The organism is Tsuneonella suprasediminis (assembly GCF_003605755.1).
Classification (GTDB): Bacteria; Pseudomonadota; Alphaproteobacteria; order Sphingomonadales; family Sphingomonadaceae; genus Tsuneonella; species Tsuneonella suprasediminis.
This window is the reverse complement of sequence record NZ_RAHJ01000022.1, coordinates 77,983-101,991: the sequence shown is the minus strand read 5'-3', so window position 1 is coordinate 101,991 and position 24,009 is coordinate 77,983. Positions and strand designations below refer to the sequence as shown.

General features: G+C 57.7%; 23 protein-coding genes. 8 read left to right on the top strand and 15 right to left on the bottom strand.

The genetic code is table 11. The annotated features are described in order from the left end of the window. Positions 1–3 precede the first annotated feature (3 nt). The 5 genes from D6858_RS14650 to D6858_RS14630 all read left to right on the top strand — a co-directional run bounded on the left by D6858_RS14650 (position 4) and on the right by D6858_RS14630 (position 7,043). Complete coding sequence (locus D6858_RS14650; protein ID WP_120112290.1) at positions 4–1,194, top strand: glycosyltransferase family 4 protein; 1,191 nt, start codon at positions 4–6, stop codon at positions 1,192–1,194. 322 nt (positions 1,195–1,516) lie between these two features. Next, positions 1,517–2,242 (top strand): polysaccharide biosynthesis/export family protein, encoded by a 726-nt coding sequence (locus D6858_RS14645; protein ID WP_165859715.1) that lies wholly within the window; start codon positions 1,517–1,519, stop codon positions 2,240–2,242. Position 2,243: 1 nt separating this feature from the next. Next, positions 2,244–4,406, top strand: coding sequence for a GumC family protein (locus D6858_RS14640; protein WP_120112283.1), 2,163 nt, complete (start codon positions 2,244–2,246; stop codon positions 4,404–4,406). Between the two features lie 48 nt (positions 4,407–4,454). Continuing rightward, positions 4,455–5,612 carry a hypothetical protein gene (locus D6858_RS15675; protein ID WP_165859714.1) on the top strand — a complete coding sequence of 386 codons (1,158 nt, stop codon included), beginning with the start codon at positions 4,455–4,457 and terminating at the stop codon, positions 5,610–5,612. Between the two features lie 120 nt (positions 5,613–5,732). After that, positions 5,733–7,043 carry a UDP-glucose dehydrogenase family protein gene (locus tag D6858_RS14630; RefSeq protein ID WP_120112276.1) on the top strand — a complete coding sequence of 437 codons (1,311 nt, stop codon included), beginning with the start codon at positions 5,733–5,735 and terminating at the stop codon, positions 7,041–7,043. 4 nt (positions 7,044–7,047) lie between these two features. Here the strand turns inward: D6858_RS14630 and wecB are convergent, their stop codons facing one another. The 11 genes from wecB to D6858_RS14575 all read right to left on the bottom strand — a co-directional run bounded on the left by wecB (position 7,048) and on the right by D6858_RS14575 (position 16,561). After that, positions 7,048–8,169 carry a non-hydrolyzing UDP-N-acetylglucosamine 2-epimerase gene (gene wecB, locus D6858_RS14625; protein WP_120112273.1) on the bottom strand — a complete coding sequence of 374 codons (1,122 nt, stop codon included), beginning with the start codon at positions 8,167–8,169 and terminating at the stop codon, positions 7,048–7,050. Between the two features lie 54 nt (positions 8,170–8,223). Next, a complete protein-coding gene (locus D6858_RS14620; RefSeq protein ID WP_120112270.1) occupies positions 8,224–8,808 on the bottom strand; it encodes a hypothetical protein in 585 nt (194 codons plus the stop codon). 64 nt (positions 8,809–8,872) lie between these two features. Further along, positions 8,873–9,370, bottom strand: a complete 498-nt coding sequence (locus D6858_RS14615; protein ID WP_120112266.1) for a demethoxyubiquinone hydroxylase family protein — start codon at positions 9,368–9,370, stop codon at positions 8,873–8,875. A 20-nt stretch (positions 9,371–9,390) separates the two neighbouring features. Continuing rightward, positions 9,391–9,870, bottom strand: coding sequence for a disulfide bond formation protein B (locus D6858_RS14610; RefSeq protein WP_120112263.1), 480 nt, complete (start codon positions 9,868–9,870; stop codon positions 9,391–9,393). 4 nt (positions 9,871–9,874) lie between these two features. Then, positions 9,875–11,212: a S41 family peptidase gene (locus tag D6858_RS14605; protein WP_120112260.1), complete on the bottom strand. Its 1,338-nt coding sequence runs from the start codon at positions 11,210–11,212 to the stop codon at positions 9,875–9,877. An 80-nt stretch (positions 11,213–11,292) separates the two neighbouring features. Next, positions 11,293–12,519: a murein hydrolase activator EnvC family protein gene (locus tag D6858_RS14600; RefSeq protein WP_120112258.1), complete on the bottom strand. Its 1,227-nt coding sequence runs from the start codon at positions 12,517–12,519 to the stop codon at positions 11,293–11,295. Between the two features lie 20 nt (positions 12,520–12,539). Continuing rightward, on the bottom strand, positions 12,540–12,998 hold the full coding sequence (locus D6858_RS14595) for a 23S rRNA (pseudouridine(1915)-N(3))-methyltransferase RlmH (protein WP_240623861.1): 459 nt from the start codon (positions 12,996–12,998) through the stop codon (positions 12,540–12,542). A gap of 60 nt (positions 12,999–13,058) precedes the next feature. After that, positions 13,059–13,427: a ribosome silencing factor gene (gene rsfS, locus D6858_RS14590; RefSeq protein WP_102155112.1), complete on the bottom strand. Its 369-nt coding sequence runs from the start codon at positions 13,425–13,427 to the stop codon at positions 13,059–13,061. A gap of 111 nt (positions 13,428–13,538) precedes the next feature. After that, positions 13,539–14,201: a nicotinate-nucleotide adenylyltransferase gene (locus D6858_RS14585; RefSeq protein ID WP_120112734.1), complete on the bottom strand. Its 663-nt coding sequence runs from the start codon at positions 14,199–14,201 to the stop codon at positions 13,539–13,541. A 14-nt stretch (positions 14,202–14,215) separates the two neighbouring features. Next, positions 14,216–15,259: an aldo/keto reductase gene (locus D6858_RS14580; RefSeq protein ID WP_120112252.1), complete on the bottom strand. Its 1,044-nt coding sequence runs from the start codon at positions 15,257–15,259 to the stop codon at positions 14,216–14,218. A 30-nt stretch (positions 15,260–15,289) separates the two neighbouring features. After that, positions 15,290–16,561 carry a glutamate-5-semialdehyde dehydrogenase gene (locus D6858_RS14575; RefSeq protein WP_120112249.1) on the bottom strand — a complete coding sequence of 424 codons (1,272 nt, stop codon included), beginning with the start codon at positions 16,559–16,561 and terminating at the stop codon, positions 15,290–15,292. 230 nt (positions 16,562–16,791) lie between these two features. Here D6858_RS14575 and D6858_RS14570 point away from each other — a divergent pair, with 230 nt between their 5' ends. The 3 genes from D6858_RS14570 to D6858_RS14560 are packed head-to-tail and all read left to right on the top strand — an operon-like array spanning position 16,792 to position 19,372. After that, a complete protein-coding gene (locus D6858_RS14570) occupies positions 16,792–17,946 on the top strand; it encodes a M23 family metallopeptidase (RefSeq protein ID WP_120112247.1) in 1,155 nt (384 codons plus the stop codon). Beyond that, positions 17,939–18,334, top strand: a complete 396-nt coding sequence (locus D6858_RS14565) for a bactofilin family protein (protein WP_205664967.1) — start codon at positions 17,939–17,941, stop codon at positions 18,332–18,334. Before D6858_RS14570 ends, D6858_RS14565 begins: the two co-directional genes overlap by 8 nt. A 24-nt stretch (positions 18,335–18,358) precedes the next feature. Further along, positions 18,359–19,372: an NAD-dependent epimerase/dehydratase family protein gene (locus D6858_RS14560; protein WP_120112241.1), complete on the top strand. Its 1,014-nt coding sequence runs from the start codon at positions 18,359–18,361 to the stop codon at positions 19,370–19,372. Between the two features lie 24 nt (positions 19,373–19,396). Here the strand turns inward: D6858_RS14560 and D6858_RS14555 are convergent, their stop codons facing one another. The 4 genes from D6858_RS14555 to D6858_RS14540 form a co-directional block, all read right to left on the bottom strand. Then, the gene (locus tag D6858_RS14555) at positions 19,397–21,091 is read right to left on the bottom strand and encodes a long-chain-fatty-acid--CoA ligase (RefSeq protein WP_120112238.1); all 1,695 of its coding nucleotides are present in this window, start codon (positions 21,089–21,091) and stop codon (positions 19,397–19,399) included. 77 nt (positions 21,092–21,168) lie between these two features. Next, positions 21,169–21,915, bottom strand: coding sequence for a DUF1013 domain-containing protein (locus tag D6858_RS14550; RefSeq protein ID WP_120112234.1), 747 nt, complete (start codon positions 21,913–21,915; stop codon positions 21,169–21,171). A gap of 90 nt (positions 21,916–22,005) precedes the next feature. Next, complete coding sequence (locus D6858_RS14545) at positions 22,006–23,085, bottom strand: glycosyltransferase family 4 protein (RefSeq protein WP_120112231.1); 1,080 nt, start codon at positions 23,083–23,085, stop codon at positions 22,006–22,008. Next, on the bottom strand, positions 23,082–24,002 hold the full coding sequence (locus D6858_RS14540; protein ID WP_120112228.1) for a UDP-2,3-diacylglucosamine diphosphatase: 921 nt from the start codon (positions 24,000–24,002) through the stop codon (positions 23,082–23,084). The genes D6858_RS14545 and D6858_RS14540 overlap by 4 nt, the downstream gene beginning before the upstream one ends. Positions 24,003–24,009 lie beyond the last annotated feature (7 nt).

The window sequence follows — 24,009 nt, the reverse complement described above, 5'->3', positions numbered from 1 at the left end:
GCGATGAAGATCGCTCTGGTCGCCGATACCTTTCCTCCGCTCAGAACTTCAGGCGCGGTCCAATTGCGCGATCTGTCGCGCGAATTTGCTCGGCAAGGACATGATCTAACGGTTTTCCTCCCGGATTCCGACATCGACAGGCCTTGGCATGTGCAGGAGTGGGAAGATGTCCGTATCGTACGACTGCGAGCGCCCACCATCAAGGATCTCGGATACGCACGGCGTACACTCAATGAATTTCTCATGCCCTTTGCGATGCTCCGCAATTTCCGGAAGAGTCCCCTAGTCACGGATCGGTGGGACGCTGTCATATGGTATTCCCCATCGATTTTTCATGCACCTTTTGTCCGTGCCCTCAAGGCAACGAGTCGATGCAAAGGTTACCTAATAATTCGTGATATCTTCCCGGAATGGGCCCTCGATCTGGGCCTTCTCCGTAAAGGACTGATCTATAGCTTCTTTCGCCGCGTTGCAGAAAACCAGTATCGACAGGCCGATATCATTGGCGTCCAGACTCCAGGTAATATCAAATACTTCGATCGCTGGGCCGGAAAGTCTCCCGATCGTGTACTCGAAGTTTTGCCTAATTGGTTGGACAAACCAGTGATCGTCCCTTCATCGATCAGAATCGATCAAACACCTCTTTGCGGTCGCAAGGTTCTGGTTTATGCTGGAAACATGGGCGTTGCGCAGGGTATGGATATCATCCTGCAGCTTGCAGACCGTATGCAGAAGCGAGAGGATCTCGGCTTTCTCTTCGTCGGGCGCGGCGGTGACACACTGCGATTGAGGAACATGGCGCAATCGCTCGAACTCAAAAATGTATTGTTCCATGATGAAATCGAACCGGATGAAATCCCCGAGTTGTATACACAATGCCACGTGGGGATCGTGGCACTCAACCATCAACACAAGTCACACAATATCCCTGGCAAATTTCTGACCTATATCCGCAGCGGCATTCCTGTTCTCGCTAATGTCAATCCCGGCAATGACTTAATTACGTTGATCGCGGAGGAAGGCGTAGGAGAGGCGTGCGAAACAAACGATATCGATGACCTCGAAGCGCAATGCCTTAAATTGCTGGAACGCATCGAACGCGAAACAGATATTAAAGCTAAGTGCGAAAGCGCCTTTGAACGTCATTTTTCGGTCGCCCACATAGTTGAGGCCATAACCGCCACCTTACGCTAGCCGCTAAGATCTATTGAGAAATGCACGTCAAAAGCCTCTGGTTCTGAAAGACACCATATTCCGGGCATTCAACAATATCATCTACGGCCACACTCCGGCGAAAGGAACTGGCGAGCCACTTCACAGTTGAATGCGAGAATATATCCCCTAAGGGGGAGGCTCGCAGAATCTAGCGCAAACGCATCGACACAAAGGCTGCAACTCAATAAAAGCTACCCCCATCAACTTCGCCAACGTGATCGAAGAATCAGAGCATCCACCGGACTTTGCGTTGATGCTATGCTTGCTGCGCTTAAGCGTGGGCGGATGCTAAATGCGAGCGATGAGTAAATTGAGAATTATCATGAAATTCAAAAGGTTGTTTGCATCCGGATTGGCGCTTCTACTCACATCTGCATGCGCATCGACCCAGCCGTACGGCCAATCACCTGGTGTTGAGGTAACCGATCTTACCTCTCTTCCTGCGCCACATGATGCCTTCAAAATCCGCGTCATGCCGGGCGAAAAGTTGACGGTCAATGTTCTCAACTCTGAACCATTGAGTGGTGAATTCATGGTTGACGAAGAAGGCAATCTGCTGCTTCCTTTGGCCGGGTCGGTTCACGCAGCCGGAGAAACCACAACTACTGTATCTGCCAAGATCAGAGATGCACTTGCTGGTCGCTATGTCCGTGATCCACAGGTGACTGTGCTGACGAGCGAAGAAAATATACCGGTGTATTCGATCGGTGGGCAGGTGGTTAAACCAGGCACATATCCTGCGAACATCCCTCTTACATTGTCGAAGGCCATCAATCAGGCGGGAGGGCTGGATAAATACGCCAAGAAGAACGAAGTTCTGGTCATTCGAAATGTTGATGACAAACGTTATATTGGAGTTTTCAACATCGCTGCAATACAGCGAGGGAATTACGTAGACCCGATCATTTATCCAAACGACATTATTACAGTTGGTGACTCAGCTGCCAGCCGACGCCTGGATAAGATCCTCCAATTCATTCCGCTCCTGTCCTACTCTGTTATTCTCCTCGATAGAGTCACGAATTAAAATGAACAATTACACTGCAACCGCGCCTGAAAACTACGCGGCTCAGAATGATCGGGGTGACCATCTCGAGGGCGTCGATTATGCGCTTATGTTCGAGAAATATTGGCGCCAAACGATCCACTCGCGCTATTGGATCGCTGCGATTTTTGTCGCCTGTGTGGCAATCGGGCTGGTTGTCACATTGCTATCGACACCGATGTTCAGAAGCTACTCGATTATCGAAATAAATCGCATAGTCGGCAGCGTTACCAATGTGGATACACCGGAAGTTGAGCAACTTCAGGCTGATAATCAGTATTATGAAACGCAATACAAACTGCTGGACTCTCGCTTCATCGCAGAAGCAGTTGTCGAAGGCGAAAACCTGACTGCATCCGACAAGTTCCGCAGCGCGTTTGAAATCGAACCTGATGAAAGTTTGAACAAGAAGCGTGCGTCGGAAATCCTGCTGGATAACGTCACGATCGAGCCAGTTCGCAACTCCAATCTCGTCAACATCAATTTTTCCAGCTCAGACAAGGTCCTGTCAGCCGAGATCGCCAACGCTTGGGCCAACACTTTCCTCTCGGCAAACTACGACAAACAATTTGGCTCCAACATCGACGCTCGCCGATACCTGCAGGACCAGATTGAAGAGTTGCGGACCAAACTGGCACAATCAGAAGCAGACCTAGTCAATTACGCCAATCAGCATGACATAACGATTATCGATTCCGGCACCACCGGGGACAGCAAAGGCTCCACGAGCTCCTCGTTAGTCGGGAGTACCCTAAGCGCCCTCAACCAGGCCCTGGCCCAAGCGACCGCGAAGCGCATTGCCGCGCAAAGTGCAATGATGGCAAATGCCGGTCCTACAGGTACGAACCGGCAGGCCGTGCAACTGGAAGTGAAACTTGCTGACGCACAGGCACGCATGGCAACACTCGAAAGCAATTTCGGCCCGGATTACCCTCCGCTGCGTGCAGCGAAAGCCGAAGTGGTCGCGCTCAAATCTGCAGTCGCCAAAGCCGACAATCGCGACGCCTCCGACGTTCGCGATGCCTATCGTCAGGCCAAGATGGAAGAGGATGCGCTGAGAAAGAGCGTCTTGAAAGCGCAGCGATCATTTCAGCAGCAGCAGACCGGCGGTATCCAGTACGGCATTCTCAAGCGTGAAGTGGATACCAACCGCGAATTGTATAACGCGCTTCTGCAACGATACAAAGAACTCGAAGCGGAAGGTGCCGGTAAAAACAATATGACACTGGTGCAGTCGGCAATTCCAGCTACCGAACCTTATCGCCCCTCGCTCGCATTAAATTTGGCATTGGCTATTCTTGGGGCGGTAGCAGCGTCGGCAGGCCTGATCTTTGGACGGGAAACCCTCGACCAAACGATCCGTGATCCAAATGATATCAAGCGCTTGCTTGGCCTCACTCCTTTGGGCCTTATTCCGCGCACAGAGTCTGACGATCCGCTGCAGGAACTGGGAGTGCGCAGCTCCGAAATTTCGGAAGCATATACCGCAGTCCGGTCAAACCTTTCCTTCGCGACACCGCAGGGCGCGCCACGATCGATCCAGCTTACGAGTACTCGCCCCAACGAAGGCAAGTCACTGACTTCGGTGGCTATTTGCCGAAGTTTTGCGATGCTCGGGAAGAAGGTTCTTCTCGTCGATGCGGACTTGCGCAATTCAGGCCTGATGGATTTCCTCGGCCAGGCTGCCAAGTCTCAATCGGGTCTGAGCAATTTACTCGTTGGTGCGACTGAAGATATCCAATCGATGGTCGTGCCTTTGGCTGAACATGGGTTCGATCTACTTCCGACCGGTCACAGACCCCCCAACCCGGCCGACCTTTTAGCAGGGGATGGTCTGCTGCGGTTGATCGAACGACTCGGCGAAACTTACGATTTCATTCTTGTGGACGGCCCACCTGTGCTTGGCCTCGCAGACGCTCTCGAAATTTCGAGAGCGGTAGAAGGAACCGTTTATCTGATTGAATCGAACGACGTCAAAGTACGAGCTATCGAAAATGCTTTGCGTCGCCTCCGCGAGGCCGATGCAAAGCTCTTTGGCGCTGTAATCACCAAACTTGATTCGCGTAATCATGCATATGGTTATGGCTACGGCTACGGCTACGGCTATGGCTACGGAGGTACGGACGAGACAGAAGAGCATAGCTAAATGCCTAATTTGAAATCTCGATCATCCAGTGTCATTCGCACAACTGGGTTGATCATCCTTTCCATTGTCGGCGCGACATATGCCGCGTTGGACACTTCCGCGAATATCTTGTCGCGAAGGCAGCCAGATTATGCTGTCTCCATTGCGCCTTGGAATGGCACCACCAATGACGATCTAGCGGCTGGCATCTATCGCGCACAAGTTGCTGAAACGCCAGAAAATCCAGAGCGGCCCTCACCACAAGCGGAAAGGTACGCTCTCAACGCATACAAGCAGGCCCCCTTGAGTCCTGCTTCACTGGCTATCATAAGTTTAAGCAAAGCAGAGCCGGAAAGTCGCGAACTTCTGCATCTTGCCAGTACAATTAGTCGACGCGAACCTCTTTTACAGGCGGCATTGCTGCGGAATTACGCGGCTTCTGGAGAAGTTAGCCAATCAATCAGGGTGCTCAACGAGATCCTGCTGGTAAGAAGGCAACAACGACCACAATTATACCAGATCCTTGCCGGCATGCTCGAGAATGACGATTCATTCTCTGCATTTCTGGAGGTGTTTCGGACTCGTCCTGACTGGATGAACGGCTTTCTAGACTATGCCGCTCAAAACCCTAGAGCGCTTCAGAATCTTGCCAAGCTGCGCGCTCGTCTTCCGAACGATGCAATTGAAAGCACGACTGATCGCACACTGTTGATCGCATTCGCCAGAACTGGGGACATTGCCAGCGCATACAAGTTGTATACGCACCTGATCAAGAAGCGGACTTCGACCAAGGGATGGGATTCGTCTGTTCCACCATTCGATTGGGCATTGAGCGACAAGGACGGATTTCAAGCATCCGTCCCTGGAGATTCAGACGACCTGAACATATCCATCAAGCCAGGTAAAGGCGGTGTTTTCGCTACCAAAATCATTCCTGTGAACGGCGGTGATTCGCTACATATTCAGGGCAATTTTAAAGGGACCGGTTTCACGGATACTTCTCCTCTCGAGGTGAGCGTTTCCTGTGTCGAGTTAGGCTCAACACTCGGGAGTACTCAATTCACCTCCAGTCCAATCGATCTATCGATCAGCAGCATCCCCGCTGAGTGCCATTTTGCCGCCATCATTCTGAACGGCCGTGCATGGTCTTTTGGCGGTAAGATCAAAGCGACTATTTCTCCATTATCCATTACGTCTGGCAAAAGCACATTGACCACTTCGAAATGAGCGGACTCAATCAAAATATCGGGATGCATTCAGGCATTAGCTTCCTCAATGCCTTGTGTTGATTAGTACATGATCGCCTCCTAGAGAGCTTGCAATGAAGCGCATTGAGGGCATCCACACATGAAAATCGCAATGGTCGGCTCAGGTTATGTCGGGCTTGTCTCCGGTGCCTGTTTTGCCGATTTTGGGCACGATGTCGTCTGTATCGACAAGGATCAGTCGAAGGTCGACCGTTTGCGCGACGGGATCATGCCGATTTACGAACCGGGGCTCGACGCACTGGTCGATTCCAATGTGAAAGCCGGGCGACTTTCATTCACCACCGATCTGGCTGAGGGCATCAGGGGTGCGTCCGCCATCTTCATCGCCGTCGGCACCCCCAGTCGGCGGGGCGATGGTCATGCGGATCTGAGCTTTGTTTATGCCGTTGCTCAGGAGGTAGGCGAAAGCCTTTCGGGTGATGCTGTGGTAGTCACCAAATCGACGGTTCCGGTCGGCACTGGCGACGAGGTCGAGCGGATCATCGCGGAAACCGGTTGCCAGCATCGTGTCGCGGTGGTGTCCAACCCCGAATTCCTGCGCGAAGGGGCGGCGATTGGTGACTTCAAACGCCCGGACCGGATTGTAATCGGCGCGGAAGATGATTTCGGGCGGGAAGTTATGCGCGAGGTCTATCGCCCGCTCTTCCTCAATGAAGCGCCGATCCTGTTTACGGGCCGCCGCTCTAGCGAATTGATCAAATATGCCGCCAATGCATTTCTGGCGACCAAGATCACCTTCATCAACGAAATGGCCGACTTGTGCGAGAAAGTCGGCGCGAACGTGCAGGATGTGTCGCGTGGGATCGGGATGGACAACCGTATCGGCCCCAAATTCCTCCACGCCGGTCCTGGGTACGGGGGAAGCTGCTTTCCCAAGGATACGCTCGCGCTGCTCAAGACCGCTGAGGATTACGACAGCCCGGTGCGGATCGTCGAGGCTGTTGCCAAGGTCAACGAGAGCCGCAAACGCGCAATGGGCCGCAAAGTGATCGAATCGCTTGGTGGGGTCGAGGCTGCACGCGGCAAGAAAGCGGCTCTGCTGGGCCTCACCTTCAAGCCGAATACCGACGATATGCGCGATTCACCCGCGATTGCCATCGCACAGGCTCTCACCGATGCAGGCGTGAATGTTGCTGCTTACGATCCCGAAGGGATGGAGCTGGCAAAACCGCTGATGCCCAAAGTTGTCATGTGCGATGATCCATACGCAGCCATCGAAGGTGCCGACGCAGTTGCCATCGTAACGGAGTGGGACGCATTCCGTGCGCTCGATCTGGACCGGGTCAAGGAATTGGCCAATGCACCGGTCATCGTCGACCTTCGCAACATCTATCGCCCTGACGATATGCGCGCGAAGGGCTTCACTTACACCAGCATTGGGCGCCCCTGATCGGTCAGCCCGCTAATAAATCGACGATGCGCGTGCTGGCCTGTCCGTCACCGAACGGGTTATGCGCGCGGGCCATTTCTTCGTAAGCTACTGAATCGTCGAGCAGTCGTTCTGCCTCGGCAACGATTGTATCTGCGTTTGTGCCAACCAGTTTGGCTGTGCCAGCAGCAACGCCCTCCGGGCGCTCGGTCGTTTCCCGCATCACCAAGACTGGCTTGCCAAGCGCCGGTGCTTCTTCCTGCACCCCGCCGCTGTCTGTCAGCATGATATCGCTGATCGCGATCAAACGCGCAAAGTGCGGATAATCAAGCGGTTCGATCAATGCGATATTATCGAGCCCGGCGAGCCGCTGATTCATCACGGCGCGCACATTGGGGTTAAGATGCACCGGGAAAATCACCGCGACATCGGATCTCGCGGCAAGCCGTGTGACTGCCGAAGCAATCGCCTCCAGACCTTCGCCAAAATTCTCGCGACGATGGCTGGTCATGCCAATGATCCGCTTGCCTGCGAAACGCTGCTCAAGTTCGGCCAGCCCAGATGCGAGGTGCGGTTCGCGCTCGATCCGCTCTGTGACCCAGTGAAGCGCATCTATGACGGTATTGCCAGTTATGTGAACCGTGTCCGCTGTAACGTTCTCCCTCAATAGAGCATCGGCCGCAGTCTGAGTCGGCGCAAAGTGCAGCGTAGCAAATGAACCGACGATCTTACGATTCACCTCTTCCGGCCACGGATGATAGATATTGCCGCTACGCAAACCCGCCTCGACATGAGCGACCGGTATCTGCCGATAATATGCAGCCAGACCACCTGCCATCGCGGTCGCAGTATCGCCTTGCACGATGACCCAGTCTGGCCGCTCCTCATCCATGACTTTGCCAAGGCCGATCAGCAGGTTGGCCGTCAGCGCATCAAGCGTTTGATTCGGCTGCATAACCGCAAGATCATGGTGCGGCGTGATGTCCGCTATCTGCAGCACCTGATCCAGCATCCCACGATGCTGCCCCGAAACAGCCACGCGCGACACGAAGCGCGGATCGGCATCGAGTGCGTGAACCAACGGGAACAGCTTGATCGCTTCGGGGCGAGTGCCGAATACGGTGAGAATTTTGCGCGGTGCAGTCATGCCCGGCACATTAACTATGAATGCTTAAAAGAGCCCTAGCTCCAGTCCCGAAGATCAGTGCCGGGGCGGATTATCAGCCGCAGATTCAGTTTTGGCATCCGGCACGGCATCGGCACGGTCCGCCTTAGCCTTGTCCAGCTGCTGCTTTTCGATTTGTTCGACTCGTGCCTGCTCCGCCGCGGCATCGGTATCGATAGTTGAGAGGCGTTCCTGGCGCGCTTTCTCGATCAACTCTCCAAACCGGATGTCGCTCGATTCCTTTTTCGCGGCATAAGCAGCATCGACCAGTGCCTGAGTACACCCGGTGAACCCGCCTGCGCCTCTCGGTGAACACGACATTGCCCCGAAGTTACCAACGGTTTCCAGCTTTTGAACCCGCTGGGTCCACGAGGTGTTTTCCGGGCTATCCGATGTACGGAGCGAAGATGGGATGCGGAAACGATCGCCTTCCGGCCGCCGGGCACAAACCGTGATTTCCGCTTCGGTCGATTGCGGGCATTCGTCTTCGCCATACACGATGACCATATTCACCGAATCATCGCCCGGCGCATCCTGCGCGTGATCCTGCGCCGCAGCGGGAAGCGCCCACAGCGAGACGACGGCCAGCGTCGGAAGGGCAAGCAAACGGGCAGCAGTCATCGGTCGAACTCCTCGAAATCGTCAATCAGCAAATCCAGAGATACGCTGAACGGTGCATTAAACTCTAGATACGCTCCGCCAGCCGGATAGCAAGACGACACCCAAGCCGGATCGCGCCTGACAGCAACGGATAGGCAGGCGCCTGTTCTGCCCCGGCCGCCAACGCGGCATCGCGGTGTTCGCGCTCATCCTCGCGAAATTCCTCGATCATGTCGGCAAGCTCCGGATCGTGTCCATCCACCTTCAGCTCTTCGAGCTGAGCGGTGTAATGCAGGTCGATCTCGGTTTCGACCGCAGCTGTACAAGCCATCGCCGCTTTCGGGCCGATCAGCGCAGTCCCTGCGCCCAGCGCAAACCCGGCAACGGACCAGAAGGGTTGCAACAATGTCGGGCGCACGCCCCGCCGAGCCATCAGCGCATCGAACCGGGCGCGGTGATCTGCTTCCTGCTGAGCCATGCCGGCGATCTCACCAGCCCCCGGCGCGCGATCTCCCATGACGGCCAGCTGCCCGGCATATATGCGCGTCGCACCATATTCCCCCGCCTGATCGACGCGGATCATTCGAGCGGTGTCGGGCCGATTCACAACGTATCTCCCTTGCGCCGCCCCAACAGCCAAAGGACTGCGAGACCGCCAAAAGTCGAGAGCAGGAAATTGTATCCGGCCAGAGAAATGCCAAACAGACTCCACTGTACCTCGTCACAGCGGATCAGGGGTGCATTCATGATTGCATCGAGAGGATCGCCACCGCCCAGCGCAGTTGCCGAACAGGCGGTATGGCCCTGCCACCAGCCATATTCGACTCCGGCATGATACGCACCGATCAAACCGGACACGATGATCGCCAGCCCCGCGAGCGCTATCCAGAATCGCCGGGGCGGTACAACAAACGACAGCAGCGCGAACGCCAGTGCCGCAAAATGCGGATAGCGTTGCCACCAGCACATCTCACACGGATATAAGCCGAAGACGTACTGGCTGATATAGGCCCCGCCTAGCAAACCCACGGGGAGGAGCAGCGCAAGAATCTGCGCCTGTCTTTCACTGGCTAAACGTGCCATCGAATCAGTCCTTCCGCGCAATATTGCCCGATGTTGTACGGCGCAGCGTCTTCAAGGCATAATCGAGCTGGAAATCCTCGATCCCCTTCGCCTTCAGCTCTTCGGCGGTCTGCTGGAAGCGCGGATCGGCTTTCTTGTCCCTTTCCATATCCTTGTCCTTCAGCGCCGCTTCGTTGACGAGATGGCCGCGCAAATCGGATTCGCGCAGGCTCATCTTCTCACGCTTGGCAAGGTCGGGATCGGAAAGCTGCGGCACGATCACGTCAGGCTCAATACCGCCTTCCTGAACCGAATGGCCCGAAGGCGTGTAATACCGTGCTGTCGTCAGCTTGAGTGCAGCGTCCTTGCCCAATGGCAGCAAGGTTTGCACGCTGCCCTTACCGAAGCTGCGTTCGCCCATGATCATCGCCCGATGGTGATCCTGCAGTGCACCGGCGACAATCTCGCTGGCAGAAGCCGAACCTTCATCGATCAGCACGATCATCGGCACGTTCTTGGCCATATCGCCACGATAGACGGTTTCGGCATCGTAGGTGATCGATTCGCCTTTCGCCCGGCCCCGCTGCGACACGATCGTACCGTCGGTCAGGAACAGATCGGACAATGCGACCGCTTCGTCCAGCGAACCACCCGGATTGCGCCGCAGATCGAGTACCAGCCCGTTCAATCGGCCTTTCGCTTGCGTCTTCATCTTCTCGTAAGCAGAAAACACATCGGAACCCACATCGCGCGAGAACTCGTTGACGGAAATGTAGCCGATGTTGCCTGCCTTCAGCTCCGACGTAACAGGCTCCAGTTCGATAACGCCGCGCGTTACCGTTACATCGAACGGTTCGTCGCTACCCGGACGATAGATCGTGAGGCGGATTTTGGTGCCCGCCTCGCCACGCATCTGCGCCACGGCATCATCCAGACTGCCGCCGTAAATCAGCTTGCCATCAAGGTGGGTGATATAGTCACCGGCCTTGATGCCTGCCTTGTCGGCAGGGCTGCCTTTGAACGGGGAGACAATCTTGACCGCACCGTCGTCCATCACAACCGACAGACCGAGCCCCGAATAGTTGCCATCGATCATCGTCTCCAGCCGCTGGAGATCGCCACCATCGAGATAGGCCGAATGCGGATCGAGGCTGGCCAGCATCCCGTCGATCGCTCCGCGCACCAGTTTATCGTCGGACACGGGATCGACATAGCTTGCCTTGATACGGTTATAGACCGCGAACAGCTTGGCAAATTCCGGGCTCGCCCGGCTATCTACCTGAGCAAAGCCAGCGGTAGTTGCAGGAACAAGAGCGACCGCCGTGACAAGTGCAGCGGAGCGGACGAGGGCGGCAAATTTCATGTACTGCGTCGATCCCTTAAGAGTGTTGTCGCATACTATCCGAGCAGAGGGCTTAATGCCAGATGAGGATCGTCTGACGGTCAACGAACATAATCGAGCGGATTGACCGCTTCCCCCTGCCTTCGCAGTTCGAATGTGACAATTGCCTGCCCGGTTCCTGCAATGCCAATCGGCGCGCCTGCCACGAGTTCGTCACCCACTGCCACGTCGGCGCGGACCAGGCCGGTCACAACACTGGTGAAGCCATTGGGGTGTTCTATAATCACGATTCGGTCAAACCCACGATATGGCCCTGCAAATGCGACGCGCCCTTCGGCAGGAGCCACCACTTGCGCTCTATCGACAGGGGCCAGCGATATGCCAGTGGCGCGTACACCGCCAACACCTGCCTCCCCGAATCCGGAAACCGTGCGTCCAACCACCGGAAGCTGAAACCGCATTTGCGGATTTGCCGCATCGCTCGACCTGGCGGCAGGCTCCGCCACTTTTACAGCACCGCCCCGCGCAGGTCGCAGGACAGGGCCTGGCAGTGCTGCAAGCTGACGGCGCAACATTCCGGCAGCGTCGAGTTGCCCCACCAGCGCATCGAGATCACGGGCCTGCTCCGCCAGCGCAAGTGCGCGCTCCGCCTCCCGAGTGGCATCCCCGCTTGCCTTGCGCGATGCGAGGCGTTGCCGGGATTCGACTGCTGCCAGCTGGCGGCGGCGATTGCTCAGGGCCGCCTCGCTTTTCTTAAGAGCCGCGAGTGCCTGCGCCGCTTCGGCAACGATGCGGTCACGGCGCGCAATTTCCCCCCGCAATGCAGCCGTGCGCTTGCGAACTTCGGGAATCGTTGTTTCAAGCACAGCACGTAAATACACTGTTTCGCGAAGCGATCCGGGCTTGAATATCGATAGTGCGAGTGGCCGCATGGCCATTTTCTGCAACGCACCGGTCAGCCGTACCAATGGACCTCGGCGAACCGCCAGCCGCGCATCGAGCGCAGCACGTTGCTTCCCGACAATAGCTATACGCGCCTGCGCCGCCGCAATTCCTGCTTCATCTTGCTGGATACGGGCCGCGATGGCAGCAGCTTCCTGAGCGCTCTTGTCTGCGACAGCGCGTGCATCCCGCGCACGCTGCTCCAGCTTTTCCGCCCGCGCTGCAGCGGCACGCCCATCGGCTTGCGCTTTCGCCAGTGCGCGCTGCGCCTCTCCTGCATCGGTATAGGTTTCGGACGCCCGCTGCGCGATCGCATCGCTAGCGAGCCAGCCGCCCAGGGCGAGCAAGACTATGGCGATCACAGCAAAGAGCGGGCGTGGCGTCATGGCGTCCGCCTCATGCCCGATTATCCGCTGCGGTGGTAGGGGTGCCCGGCAAGGATCGTGGTTGCCCGATAGAGTTGCTCCATCAGCATCGCCCGCGCTAGCAAATGCGGCCAGGTCATCTTGCCAAAGCACAACAGCATATCCGCCGCATCACGCTCGGTATCCGAATGTCCGTCTGCCGCACCGAGTACGAACCGCACTTCACGCACCCCATCGTCGCGCCAGCGGCCAATCACCTCGGCAAACTGTTCGGAATCCATCGCCTTGCCGCGCTCGTCGAGCAAAACTGTGCGGCACGGCGACAATGGGTCGGCAACTTTGCCGCCGGTTTCCGGCAACTCGGTAATTCGGATCGGCCAGCCCAGGCGCTTCTCATATCGAACCACCAGCTCGGCTTCGGGCGAACGTGCGATTTTCCCGCGAGCGATGATATGGAGAAGCGTGATAGAAAATCCTTTGCGAGCCGCGAACGCACGCAACCGGCCCGGTCAAAAAACGTCTGAGCAAAACAACACCCGCGGCACATGCCGCGCCAGAAATTATGCCGTGCCGCTGGCCGCCGGTTTTTCGTCTCCAAAGCCCCACATGCGTTCCAGATTGTAGAAGCTTCGTACTTCAGGACGGAACAAGTGGACGACAACGTCGCCTGCGTCGATCAGCACCCAGTCGGCAGTCGGCAGGCCTTCGACCCGTGCGTTCCCGAACCCTTCCTGCTTGATCTTTTCAGCCAGTTTCTGTGCCATCGAGGCAACCTGCCGTGTCGAACGGCCTGTTGCCACCACCATGTAATCGGCGATGCTCGATTTACCGGCAAGCGGGATCGAGACGATCTCCTGCGCCTGATCGTCGTCTAGCTGGCTCAGAACCAACTGATGCAGCCGGTCGGCCGGGGTATCAGTATCGGGCATAGTGCCCCGCTGATTGTCGGCAGATGCCGGCAAGGATTGCGCCTGTTGCATAGGCGTTGATCAAGCTCCTTCGATGATGGGCGAAAACCATGAGTTCACCGACGCGCATCATCAAAGCGGATTATCCTCCGCGCCAATAATGTGGTGAGTGATCGCATCGCGGGGAGCGGCATTGAGATATTGCGTCACCCAATCCGGATTGCCCCGGCGGATCGCCGTTGCGGAAGTAGGATCAGGATCGAAACGCAGCATTGTCAGGGCCGGAGCTCTCCATTCGCCCGCATTTTTCAATCGAGCTGCAGACACTTCAAATCGCCGCAACCAGGCCATCGCAGGGCTTGCGAGGGCATCGTCATCATAGCCGGGCCGGGCAATCACTGCAATCGGCAACGTGCGCGCTATGCCGCGCCAGTTCTTCCATTGGTCGAACTGCGCCAGATTGTCTGCCCCCATCAGCCATACGAAACGCCGTTTGGGATAGCGTCGCAGCAAGGCGCGCAAGGTGTCATAAGTATAGCGCGTTCCCAGCTCTCGCTCGATCGCAGTTACCCGGATCGGTGCGCGACGTGCCATCACCCGCGCTGCCGCGACCCGGGCATTGAGCGGCGCCATGCCTTTCCTGGGCTTCAACGGATTCCCCGGAGAGACCATCCACCATACTTCATCTAGCCCCAGAGCGCGCCGGGCGAGCAGGCTTATCCGCTTGTGCCCGGTATGCGCTGGATTGAAGCTCCCGCCGAGCAGGCCGACAAACGGGCCGGAACGGCGACGCATGTCCGCCAAACCGATCAATCCTTCGGCGCTTCGCCAGCATTTGCGCCAGCACGATATTCGCTCTGCCGTTGGACCATCCAGCCGGGATATTCACGCGGCAAGGGACAGCAAGCGTCCAGTGTCGCCAACTCATCATCGGTCAGCCTCACATTCACCGCGCCAAGGTTGTCGTCGAGCTGGTCCAGCCGTTTCGCGCCAATGATCACGCTCGTCACAGCAGGCTTGGCTAACAACCAGGCCAACGCGACCTGTGGCACAGTGCAACCACGCGCATCGGCAATCGTCCGCATGGCGTCCACCGCGTCATAGGCATTGTCCTTGTCGATCGGCGGAAAATCGAACTGTGCCCGGCGGCCATCCGCATTGCCGCCATCGCGCGTGTATTTCCCGGACAGGAAACCACCGGCCAGCGGGCTCCATACCATCAGACCCAGACCTTCGCTTTCGAGCATAGGCGTGACATCACGCTCAAGATCGCGCCCGGCGACCGAATAATACGCCTGAAGCGAAGCGAAGCTTTCCAGCCCCAGTCGCTGAGAAATGCCAAGCGCCTTGGCAATTTGCCAGGCTGACCAATTGGATACACCGATATATCGCGCCTTGCCTGCACGCACGATATCGTCGAGCGCGCGAAGGGTTTCTTCAATCGGAGTGAGCGGATCCCAGCCATGGATCTGGTAAAGGTCGACGTGGTCCAGTCCGAGCCGCGTCAGGCTTTCATCGATGGCATGCATCAGGTGATAGCGCGACGCGCCCCGCTGATTCACGCCTTCCCCCATTGGGCCAAGCGCTTTGGTGGCGAGCACATATTCATCTCGCGCGATGCCCAGATCCTTCAGCGCTTTACCCGTGATCTGTTCGGACAGGCCATTTGAATAGACGTTGGCAGTGTCGATAAAATTGACCCCGGCATCGAACGCACGCTTCACCAGTGCACTCGATTCATCCTGAGCCAGCGCCCCGATCGCAGTCCACATTCCATCTCCGCCGAATGTCATCGTGCCAAGGCACAGTTCGGACACGAGCAGGCCAGTCTGGCCAAGGCGATTATACTGCATGATTGCGCTCCATAGCTGGAAGGAAGCGCGTCAGGGGCGTGTTTGCCCCGTGCCGCGCACCAACCATTTATAGGTAGTGAGCCCCTCCAATGCCACCGGGCCGCGCGCGTGCAGTCTGCCGGTCGCAATCCCGATTTCCGCACCCAGCCCGAACTCGCCGCCATCTGCGAACTGGCTGGATGCATTGGTCATCACGATTGCCGAATCCACTTCCTTCAGGAATCGATCTTCTGCACCCGCATCTTCAGTCACGATCACATCTGTATGGCCTGAACTGTGGGCTGAGATGTGAGCCAGAGCTTCATCTATACCGTCCACCATCGCTACCGATAGAATCGCATCTAGATACTCGGTGTCCCAATCTTCGTCTGTCGCGGGCTTGATCCGAGAATCGAGCTTTTGTGCCCGTTCGTCACCACGCACCTCGCACCCCGCATCGATCACATCGGCCACCAGCTCTGCAGCTTCGGGAAATGCGGTATCGATCAGCAACGTTTCCATCGCACCGCATATCCCGGTGCGCCGCATCTTGGCATTCACAGCAAGCGCGCGCGCCTTCACCGGATCGGCGGCAGAGTGAACATATGTGTGACATATTCCATCAAGATGCGCGAGCACGGGCACCCGTGCATCTGCCTGCACCCGTGCGACCAGCCCTTTCCCTCCACGCGGCACGATCATATCGATCAGTCCTGCCGCTTTCAGCATGGCCCCAACAGCTGCCCGATCCTGAGTTGGCATCAGTTGTATTGCTGCAGCAGGAACGCCTGCGCTTTCCAGCCCACGCGCAAATGCCGCTTCGATCGCTCGGTTCGAACGCACGGCTTCGCTACCTCCGCGCAACAGTGCTGCATTACCGCTCTTCAGGCACAATGCCGCAGCATCGGCTGTCACATTGGGGCGAGATTCATAGATGATGCCGATCAATCCGATGGGAATGCGAACACGTTCGATCACGAGGCCATTCGGACGCTCATCACGCGATATCACCTGACCAACCGGAGTCGGCAAGTCGGCAACGGAATCCACTGCGTCGGCAATCGCAGCGAGACGATCTGTGTCGAGGCGCAGGCGATCCAGCATCGCACCTGTCAGGCCCGACGCCTCTCCGGCTGCGATATCATCCGCATTAGCGGCCAGAATTGTCTTGCGATCTTCTCGCAACGCCGCCGCAGCGGAATGCAGGGCAGACGCGCGATCGGCATCGCTCATCCGGGACAAAACGGCCTGTGCCTTGCGACCTTCGCGCGCAAGATCGGCCACAAGGGTTTCTGGGTTCGTTGTATTTACTGCAATATCCATTTTCTCAACTTAGCAGGCCTGACAAGCGATGTCAGGGGTAGTGTCGAGACCGATTCGGCTTCCTTGACTGTCAAGATTATAAGAATGGTTCCCATCAAATCCGGAGTGATACGCATTTTATCGTAGGACTCACTCGATTCATCCCCGTTTTGGTGCCTTCGATTCGACCGATACCGATCGCGCTGCTACCGGGCTGCCAACCATAACAGGACGACGGGGGTCGCCTTACAATGCAATTTGCCGTTGGCGGAACACTCGACCGCCTGCGTGCCTGGTTTCCGGATCGCGAATTTTTCATGCGATCACAGGGGCAGGTACGCTTCATCAAGGTGTCCTCCCGCATCCAGATGGCGGCGGCCGGTACTGTGACACTGGCCCTGACAGTGTGGGGTATCTCGCTGGCGGGAATGGCCTGGAGCCAATATCGCGCAGAGGCCGACCGCGCTTCCTTACTTGATCGCGAAGCGCGCGTTTCTACCGCTGAAGAGCGGGTCGATGCCTACCGCGGGAACATCAAAGCTGTCGCCAGCGATCTGAAACGGCGTCAGGATTTCATCGAAGAAATGGTCGATTCGCTTCCCGCCGATGTGAAGCAGGGCGCGAAAGTAAGCGATTCCTCGGGCGAGGCAGCAAAAACCGTTTCCAAAGTGAGCGCCTCCATCCCTGAAGCCGGGGCACTCGCTCGCATTGAAGCACGCCAACTCGCTTTTGTCGAACGCCTTACCCGCTATGCCGACCGCCGCGCCGCCCGCGCAGCGCAGGCCATTCGCAAGCTAGGGCTGGATCCGCGCTCGATGGTCAATGCGGAAAAGCATCAGGCGATGGGTGGTCCACTCGAAAAACTGTCCACTGCGGCTGATGGCTCGATCGATCCACGATTCGAACGGCTCGGCCTGAGCCTTGCCCGGATGGAAGCGCTGGAACGCGGCCTGCAAGGCATTCCGCAGGTTTTGCCCGCCTCGGTTGAGATGGTCACATCGAGCTATGGCGTTCGTCGCGATCCATTTACCGGAGCGGCGGCCATGCATTCGGGGCTGGACTTCCGCGGCCCCATCGGCGCACCGATTTATGCGGCGGCCAAAGGCGTCGTCACGTTCGTCGGGCAGAAATCCGGCTACGGCAATATCGTCGAAGTGAGCCACGGCAATGGCATGGTGACGCGTTACGCGCATATGTCGAAGTTCAGCGCTCATGTCGGTGAAAAGGTGAAAGCCGGTGCAGTTATCGGTGCAATTGGCAGCACAGGCCGTTCGACCGGCCCTCACCTTCATTTCGAAGTTCGAATCAATGGCCGCGCAGTAAATCCGCGGCCTTTCCTGGAGTCTGCTCCCGATGTTCTCAAAGAAGCACGCCGCAACGCCTCGGCAGAGCGTACCAATGGCTAGTACGGGATCGACTTTCTCTGTCATCGGCAGCGATGTCACTATCAAGGGTGATATCACGGCGAGTGCAGACCTGCATATCGATGGACAGATCGAAGGCGACATCGCCTGTGCCAGTCTGGTTCAGGGGGAAAGCAGCCATATCGCCGGGGCCATTTCGGCGGAAAGCGCCCGCATAGGCGGTGCTGTGACCGGATCGATCACTGCCCGTGAACTCGTTGTCCTGCAAAATGCCAGGATCGAAGGCGATGTGCACTACGACACATTGACGATCGAGCAAGGTGCTGCTGTCGAAGGCCGTTTCGCCCATCGCGAAACCGGCAAGCATCACGCAGTTGAGCCCGCGCTGCCCGACGACGATAGCGAACCCAAGCTTCATATTGCCAGCTAACACCCCTCCTTCTATCCCGCGCTCATGCGGATATTAGTTACAGGGGCGGCAGGATTTATCGGTTCAGCGGTCAGCAAAGTGCTGCTCGCGCGGGGCGATAGCGTTGTCGGGATAGACAACCTCAACGATTACTATCCTGTGAGTCTGAAACGCGACCGCATGGCCGATGTGACAGCCAGCATCGCACACGGTGCCAACACAGCGCGCTATGAAACGCACATAGTGGACTTTGGCGACAAGGCCGCTCTCGATTCGGTACTGGCGAATCAGGAAATCGACCGGATTGTGCACCTCGGCGCGCAGGCGGGTGTACGATATTCGCTCGAAAACCCAATGGCCTATGCCCATTCCAATATCGTGGGGCATCTCAATCTGCTGGAAGTCGCCAGACACCGCCAGATCGAGCATATGGTCTATGCCAGTTCCAGTTCGGTCTATGGTGGCAACGACAGGCTGCCGTTTTCCGTCGCTGACCGGGCCGACCATCCCGTTTCGCTATACGCCGCAACCAAGCGTGCGGATGAACTGATGAGCGAATCGTATGCCCACCTGTTCCACATTCCGCTGACAGGCCTGCGGTTTTTCACAGTCTACGGGCCCTGGGGCCGACCAGACATGATGATGTGGAACTTCACCCGGCGGATACTCGCAGGGGAAGAACTGCCGGTATTCAACAACGGCGATATGTATCGCGACTTCACCTACATCGACGATATCGTTAGCGGGATCATCGCTTGCCTTGATAATCCACCCACGGACGACGGCACGGAAAAGGCGGGTGGCAGCCGCCGTCCGCACGCGCTTTACAATATTGGCAACAACCGCTCCGAACACCTGATGAAGGTGATCGGACTGCTTGAGAAAGCGTGCGGGCGCAAAGCACAGCTTAAGATGCTGCCGATGCAACCTGGCGACGTGCACAAGACATATGCCGATATCGATGCGCTGACCGAAGCTGTGGGATATCAACCCACGACATCTATCGAAGCCGGTGTGCCCGCTTTCGTGCAATGGTATCGCGCATATCACGGCATTTGATCGCCGCGCCGCGCTGAACAGCGATTAGCTACCGAGCACTTCCAGCCGCAAAGCCTTGCGGTCGAGCTTGCCGATCATCGTCTTGGGCATTTCGTCGCGAATCGTCACCCCGGAAACCCGCTCGTGCTTACCAATCCGGGCGTTGAGCCAATCGGTCAGCGCTTCACCAGTTGTGTTGGCATCAGGGTTCAGCGTGACATAGGCATGGGGCTTTTCCCCGCGGTAATCGTCGGGCAAGCCAAGAACCAGCGCCTCTTTCACTGCCGGATTATCCAGTAATACCGCTTCCACCTGGCTGGGAAACACCTTGAACCCGCCAACTGCAATCATGTCCTTGATGCGGTCGACAATGCGGATGAAGCCGCCTTCTTCAACCACAGCAACGTCGCCCGTGCGAAGCCAGCGTTCGCCATTTATCTCGGCAAAGGCCGTGACTGCGGCATCGGGCAGGTTCCAGTAACCCTGCATCACTTGCGGGCCGTTGATGACCAGTTCGCCCGGCTGCCCCGGATCGGCGAGTCGTGAGGCGTCTTCCTTGTCGAGCAAAATGACCCGCGTTCCCGGCAGCACCTGGCCGATCGTACCCGGACGGCGCTCCCCTTCATATGGGTTGGTCGAAACCACGCCCGAACTTTCAGTCAGGCCGTATCCTTCCACCAGCCGCGCGCCAGTTTGCGCTTCCCACTGTTCGCGCACCGGTGCAGGCAGCGGAGCTCCGCCTGAAATACATACCTTCAGCGATGTGAAATCGGTTTTCGCAATTCGCGGGTGATCGAGCAGCGCCTGATACATCGTCGGAACGCCGGGAAACGATGTCGCCTTGGTCCGCTGCAGCGTCTTAAGCGCCTGCGCGGCCTCGAACCGAGGCAACATGGCGATACACCCACCCTTGGTCACTGTACGGTTCAATACACAGGTATTGGCGAATACATGGAACATCGGCAGCACGCCGAGGATCACATCGCGCTCCTCGAACGGGTCGATCGCATCGACCTGCTGAGCATTGGTGGCAAGATTGGCATGACTGAGCATTGCCCCCTTGGGCCGCCCGGTAGTGCCACCGGTATACTGCAGAAGCGCCAGATCGGCAGGATCGACGCGCGGCAAATCACCGCCACCAATGCCGAAACAATCGCTCCATTCGATGACATCGGGCCGGTTGGGAACGGCGGAAAGACTCTTGCGTCCCAGCACCGCCAATGCAATGCGCTTGGCCAGAGGCAGCATTGACCCAAGCCGTCCAACAACGAGCGTTTCCAACTCCGATCCGTCCAGAACTTTCAGCGCTGTAGGCAACAAGCTGGCGACATCGACAGTTACCAAAAGTCGGGTGCCCGAATCGGCAACCTGCGCGCTCAGTTCTTCCGCTGTATACAGGGGAGAAAAGTTGACGACCGTCGCACCGGCCATCATCGCACCATAATAGGCCGAAACATATATCGGCGCATTGGGCAGAAAAAGGCCAACCCTGTCGCCTTTACCAATTCCCCGCGCGATCAGGCCATTGGCGAAACGCACCGCTTCGTCATGAATCTGGCGATAGCTGTAGATACGCCCCATGAAATCCGCCAGCGGCGCATCGGGAGCAGCAGCCACCGATCGCGCCAGCAAATCGGGCACAGTCAGCGATTGGAACGAAGTATCCCACGCGCAGGGGTGGCAATATTCTTCCGCTGCGGGGTGGTCGGAACCGGCTACAGGTGAATTACTGACATCCATGTCAGCATGGTGCAGCGAAATGCGCTGTCAGGCAAGTAAAACCGCCGCATCTCGCATATGCGGCGGTTTTGACAGGATCAGCCGTTGTCGTCGTTCGGTGTTTCCGGCAGCGCAGGCACCGATTCCTCACCCGCTTCGGCGGCGGCCCGGCGTGCTTCCAGCCATGCTTCCGCTTCGGCTTCTTGCGCCGCTTCGACTGCGGCCTTGGCCGCAGCAACGCGCTCCGCCTTGAGTTCGGAAATCAGCGCATCCTTGTCGGTGCCGAGCCGTTCGTCTGTGGGACTCTGATCCGAAATCCCTGCTTTCTTGGCAGCTTTGGCCACAACAGCATCGAGTTCGCGCTGAGAGCACAGCCCCAGGGTGACCGGATCTTTGGGCTGGATATTCTGGATATTCCAGTGGCTCCGCTCCCGGATCGCAGTAATCGTGTTGCGGGTGGTGCCGATCAGCTTGGAAATCTGCGCGTCGGTTACTTCGGGATGGCTGCGAAGAATCCACGCAATCCCATCGGGCTTGTCCTGCCGTTTCGACACCGGGGTATAGCGCGGCCCCTTTGTGCGGCTGACCGCGAGCGGCGCCTTGTGCATTTTGAGCACATATTTCGGGTCTTCCTGACCCTTTTCAATTTCGGCGTGGGTCAGTTCGCCCGCGTGGACCGGATCGCGGCCGGTATATTTCGCCCCGGCCAGATCGTCGGCCATCGCCTGCACTTCAAGGATATGCAGCCCGCAAAATTCCGCGATCTGTTCAAACGAGAGGCCGGTGTTATCGACCAGCCATGTGGCGGTCGCGTGCGGCATCAGCGGTTTGGGTTGGTCGGCCATGGAAAATCGTCCTGAAAATAGAAGGGCCGCCCCTCGCGGAGCGGCCGTTGCCCAATCGATTTAGGGGATTGGGCGCGTTTCGGCAAGCGCTTAGGGCGTTGCCCGTACTTCGCCCGACGCGACCAGCCCGGCGCGAAACTGATCGGTTGCCGCTTCCCAGCTATATTGTGCCCCGATCCGGGCGCAATCGCGCGACGAACAGGTCAGGGCCCCGGCAATCGCCCGTTCGAGCGATTCGGACAGAGCACCGCATTCGGCCGTTACAATATCGCGCGGGCCCGCAACCGGGAAGGCGGCCACAGGTGTCCCGCAAGCAAGCGATTCGACAAGAACCAGCCCGAATGTGTCGGTCCGGCTGGGAAACACGAAGACATCGGCGCCGGCATAGCATCCGGCCAGCTCGCGACCGCTCCGACGGCCTAGGAAGCGCACAGCGGGATAGCGTGCGGCAAGCTCCGCCAAGGCAGGCCCGTCACCAACCAGGACTTTGCTTCCCGGCGTATCGAGCGTCAGGAATGCATCGAGGTTTTTCTCCACTGCGACGCGTCCGACATAAAGCTGTATTGGGCGCGGAAGGTCGGCATATTCCAGCGGCGGCGGTGCATCGGGGGTGAAGCACGACAAATCCACGCCCCGGCTCCAGTGATGCAGCCGCGACAGTCCGCGGTCGCGCAATTCCGAACGGATCGACTCAGTCGCGACCATGATTCGCCGCGCAGGGGAATGGAACCAGCGGATATAACGCCAGAACCAGTCAGCAGGCAGCCCGGTGCGCCGCGCGACATATTCGGGGAACTGCGTATGGTAGGCAGTCGTGAAGGCAACTCCCTTGCCGACGCAGAAACGGCGCGCAGCAAATCCCAGCGGCCCTTCTGTTGCAATATGAACCGCATCGGGAGCCAATGCCGCCAGCCGCCTGCCGACCGCCCCGGGCGCCGTAAACGCAAGGCGTATCTCAGGATAAGTCGGGCATGGCATGGATCGGAATTGATCGGGGGAAATCACAGTGACGTCGTGCCCCCAATCCTCCAGCACCCCGACGGTTGTGGCCAGAGTGCGAACAACACCGTTCATCTGCGGCGCCCATGCGTCAGTGACCACCGCGATACGCTGCGGCACGCGAAGGGGTTCGGCTTCGATGGGACACAACCGTGCAGTCGCGATGTTCATGCCGCTGCCAGCGAGCCATCTCCGCTCGCTCCATCCACCTGGTCCTGCCCGCGGTTACGGCGAGCGATTTCATCGGGCCAGTGGAGGATTTCCATCCGCCCGTCGAAATGTTCGACCAGCGCGTTGCATCCTTCGACCCAGTCGCCATCGTTCCAGTATTCGACCGATTTGCCGTTGTGGCTGAATTCGCGGAACTCCGCCGTATGGATATGGCCACACACCACTCCGTCCACGCCGCGCTCAGCCGCAGCGCGGGCGACGACTTCTTCATATCGCCCAATGAACTCGACTGCGTTCTTGACCTTGTGCTTGGCGACTTTCGACAGCGACCAATATGACAATCCCAGCGCCTGACGAACGGAGTTGACCCAACGGCTCAGCCCCATCATCAAAGTGTACAGAGCATCCCCCACGAATGCGAGCCAGCGGTGCGCCAGCATGACCGCGTCGAATTCGTCGCCATGCAAAACCATGAGTTTGCGCCCATCGGCTGTGGTGTGAAATGCGGCGCGCTGAATTTCCACGCCGCCGAAATGCATCCCGGAAAACTGGCGCACCATCTCGTCGTGATTGCCGGGGATATAGACGATCCGCGTACCACGCTTCGCCCGCTTCAGCACACGCCAGACGATGTCGTTGTGCGCGTCGGGCCAATAGACCTTCTTCTTCAGCCGCCAGCCATCGATGATGTCACCGACAAGGTACATCGTCTCACTGTCGGTGTGGTCGAGGAAATCGATCAGCAGGTCGGCATTGCAGCCGCGCGTGCCCAGATGGACATCGCTGATCCAGATCGTACGATAACACTTGCGTTCGCCGATTTCCGGCTCCGGCACAGTGGGCTGGCGAACAGGGAAGGCGGCAATGTTGGTCAGATCGGCGAGATCGCCATCGAACGCGTCAGTCTCATTCGTCATGCGCGGG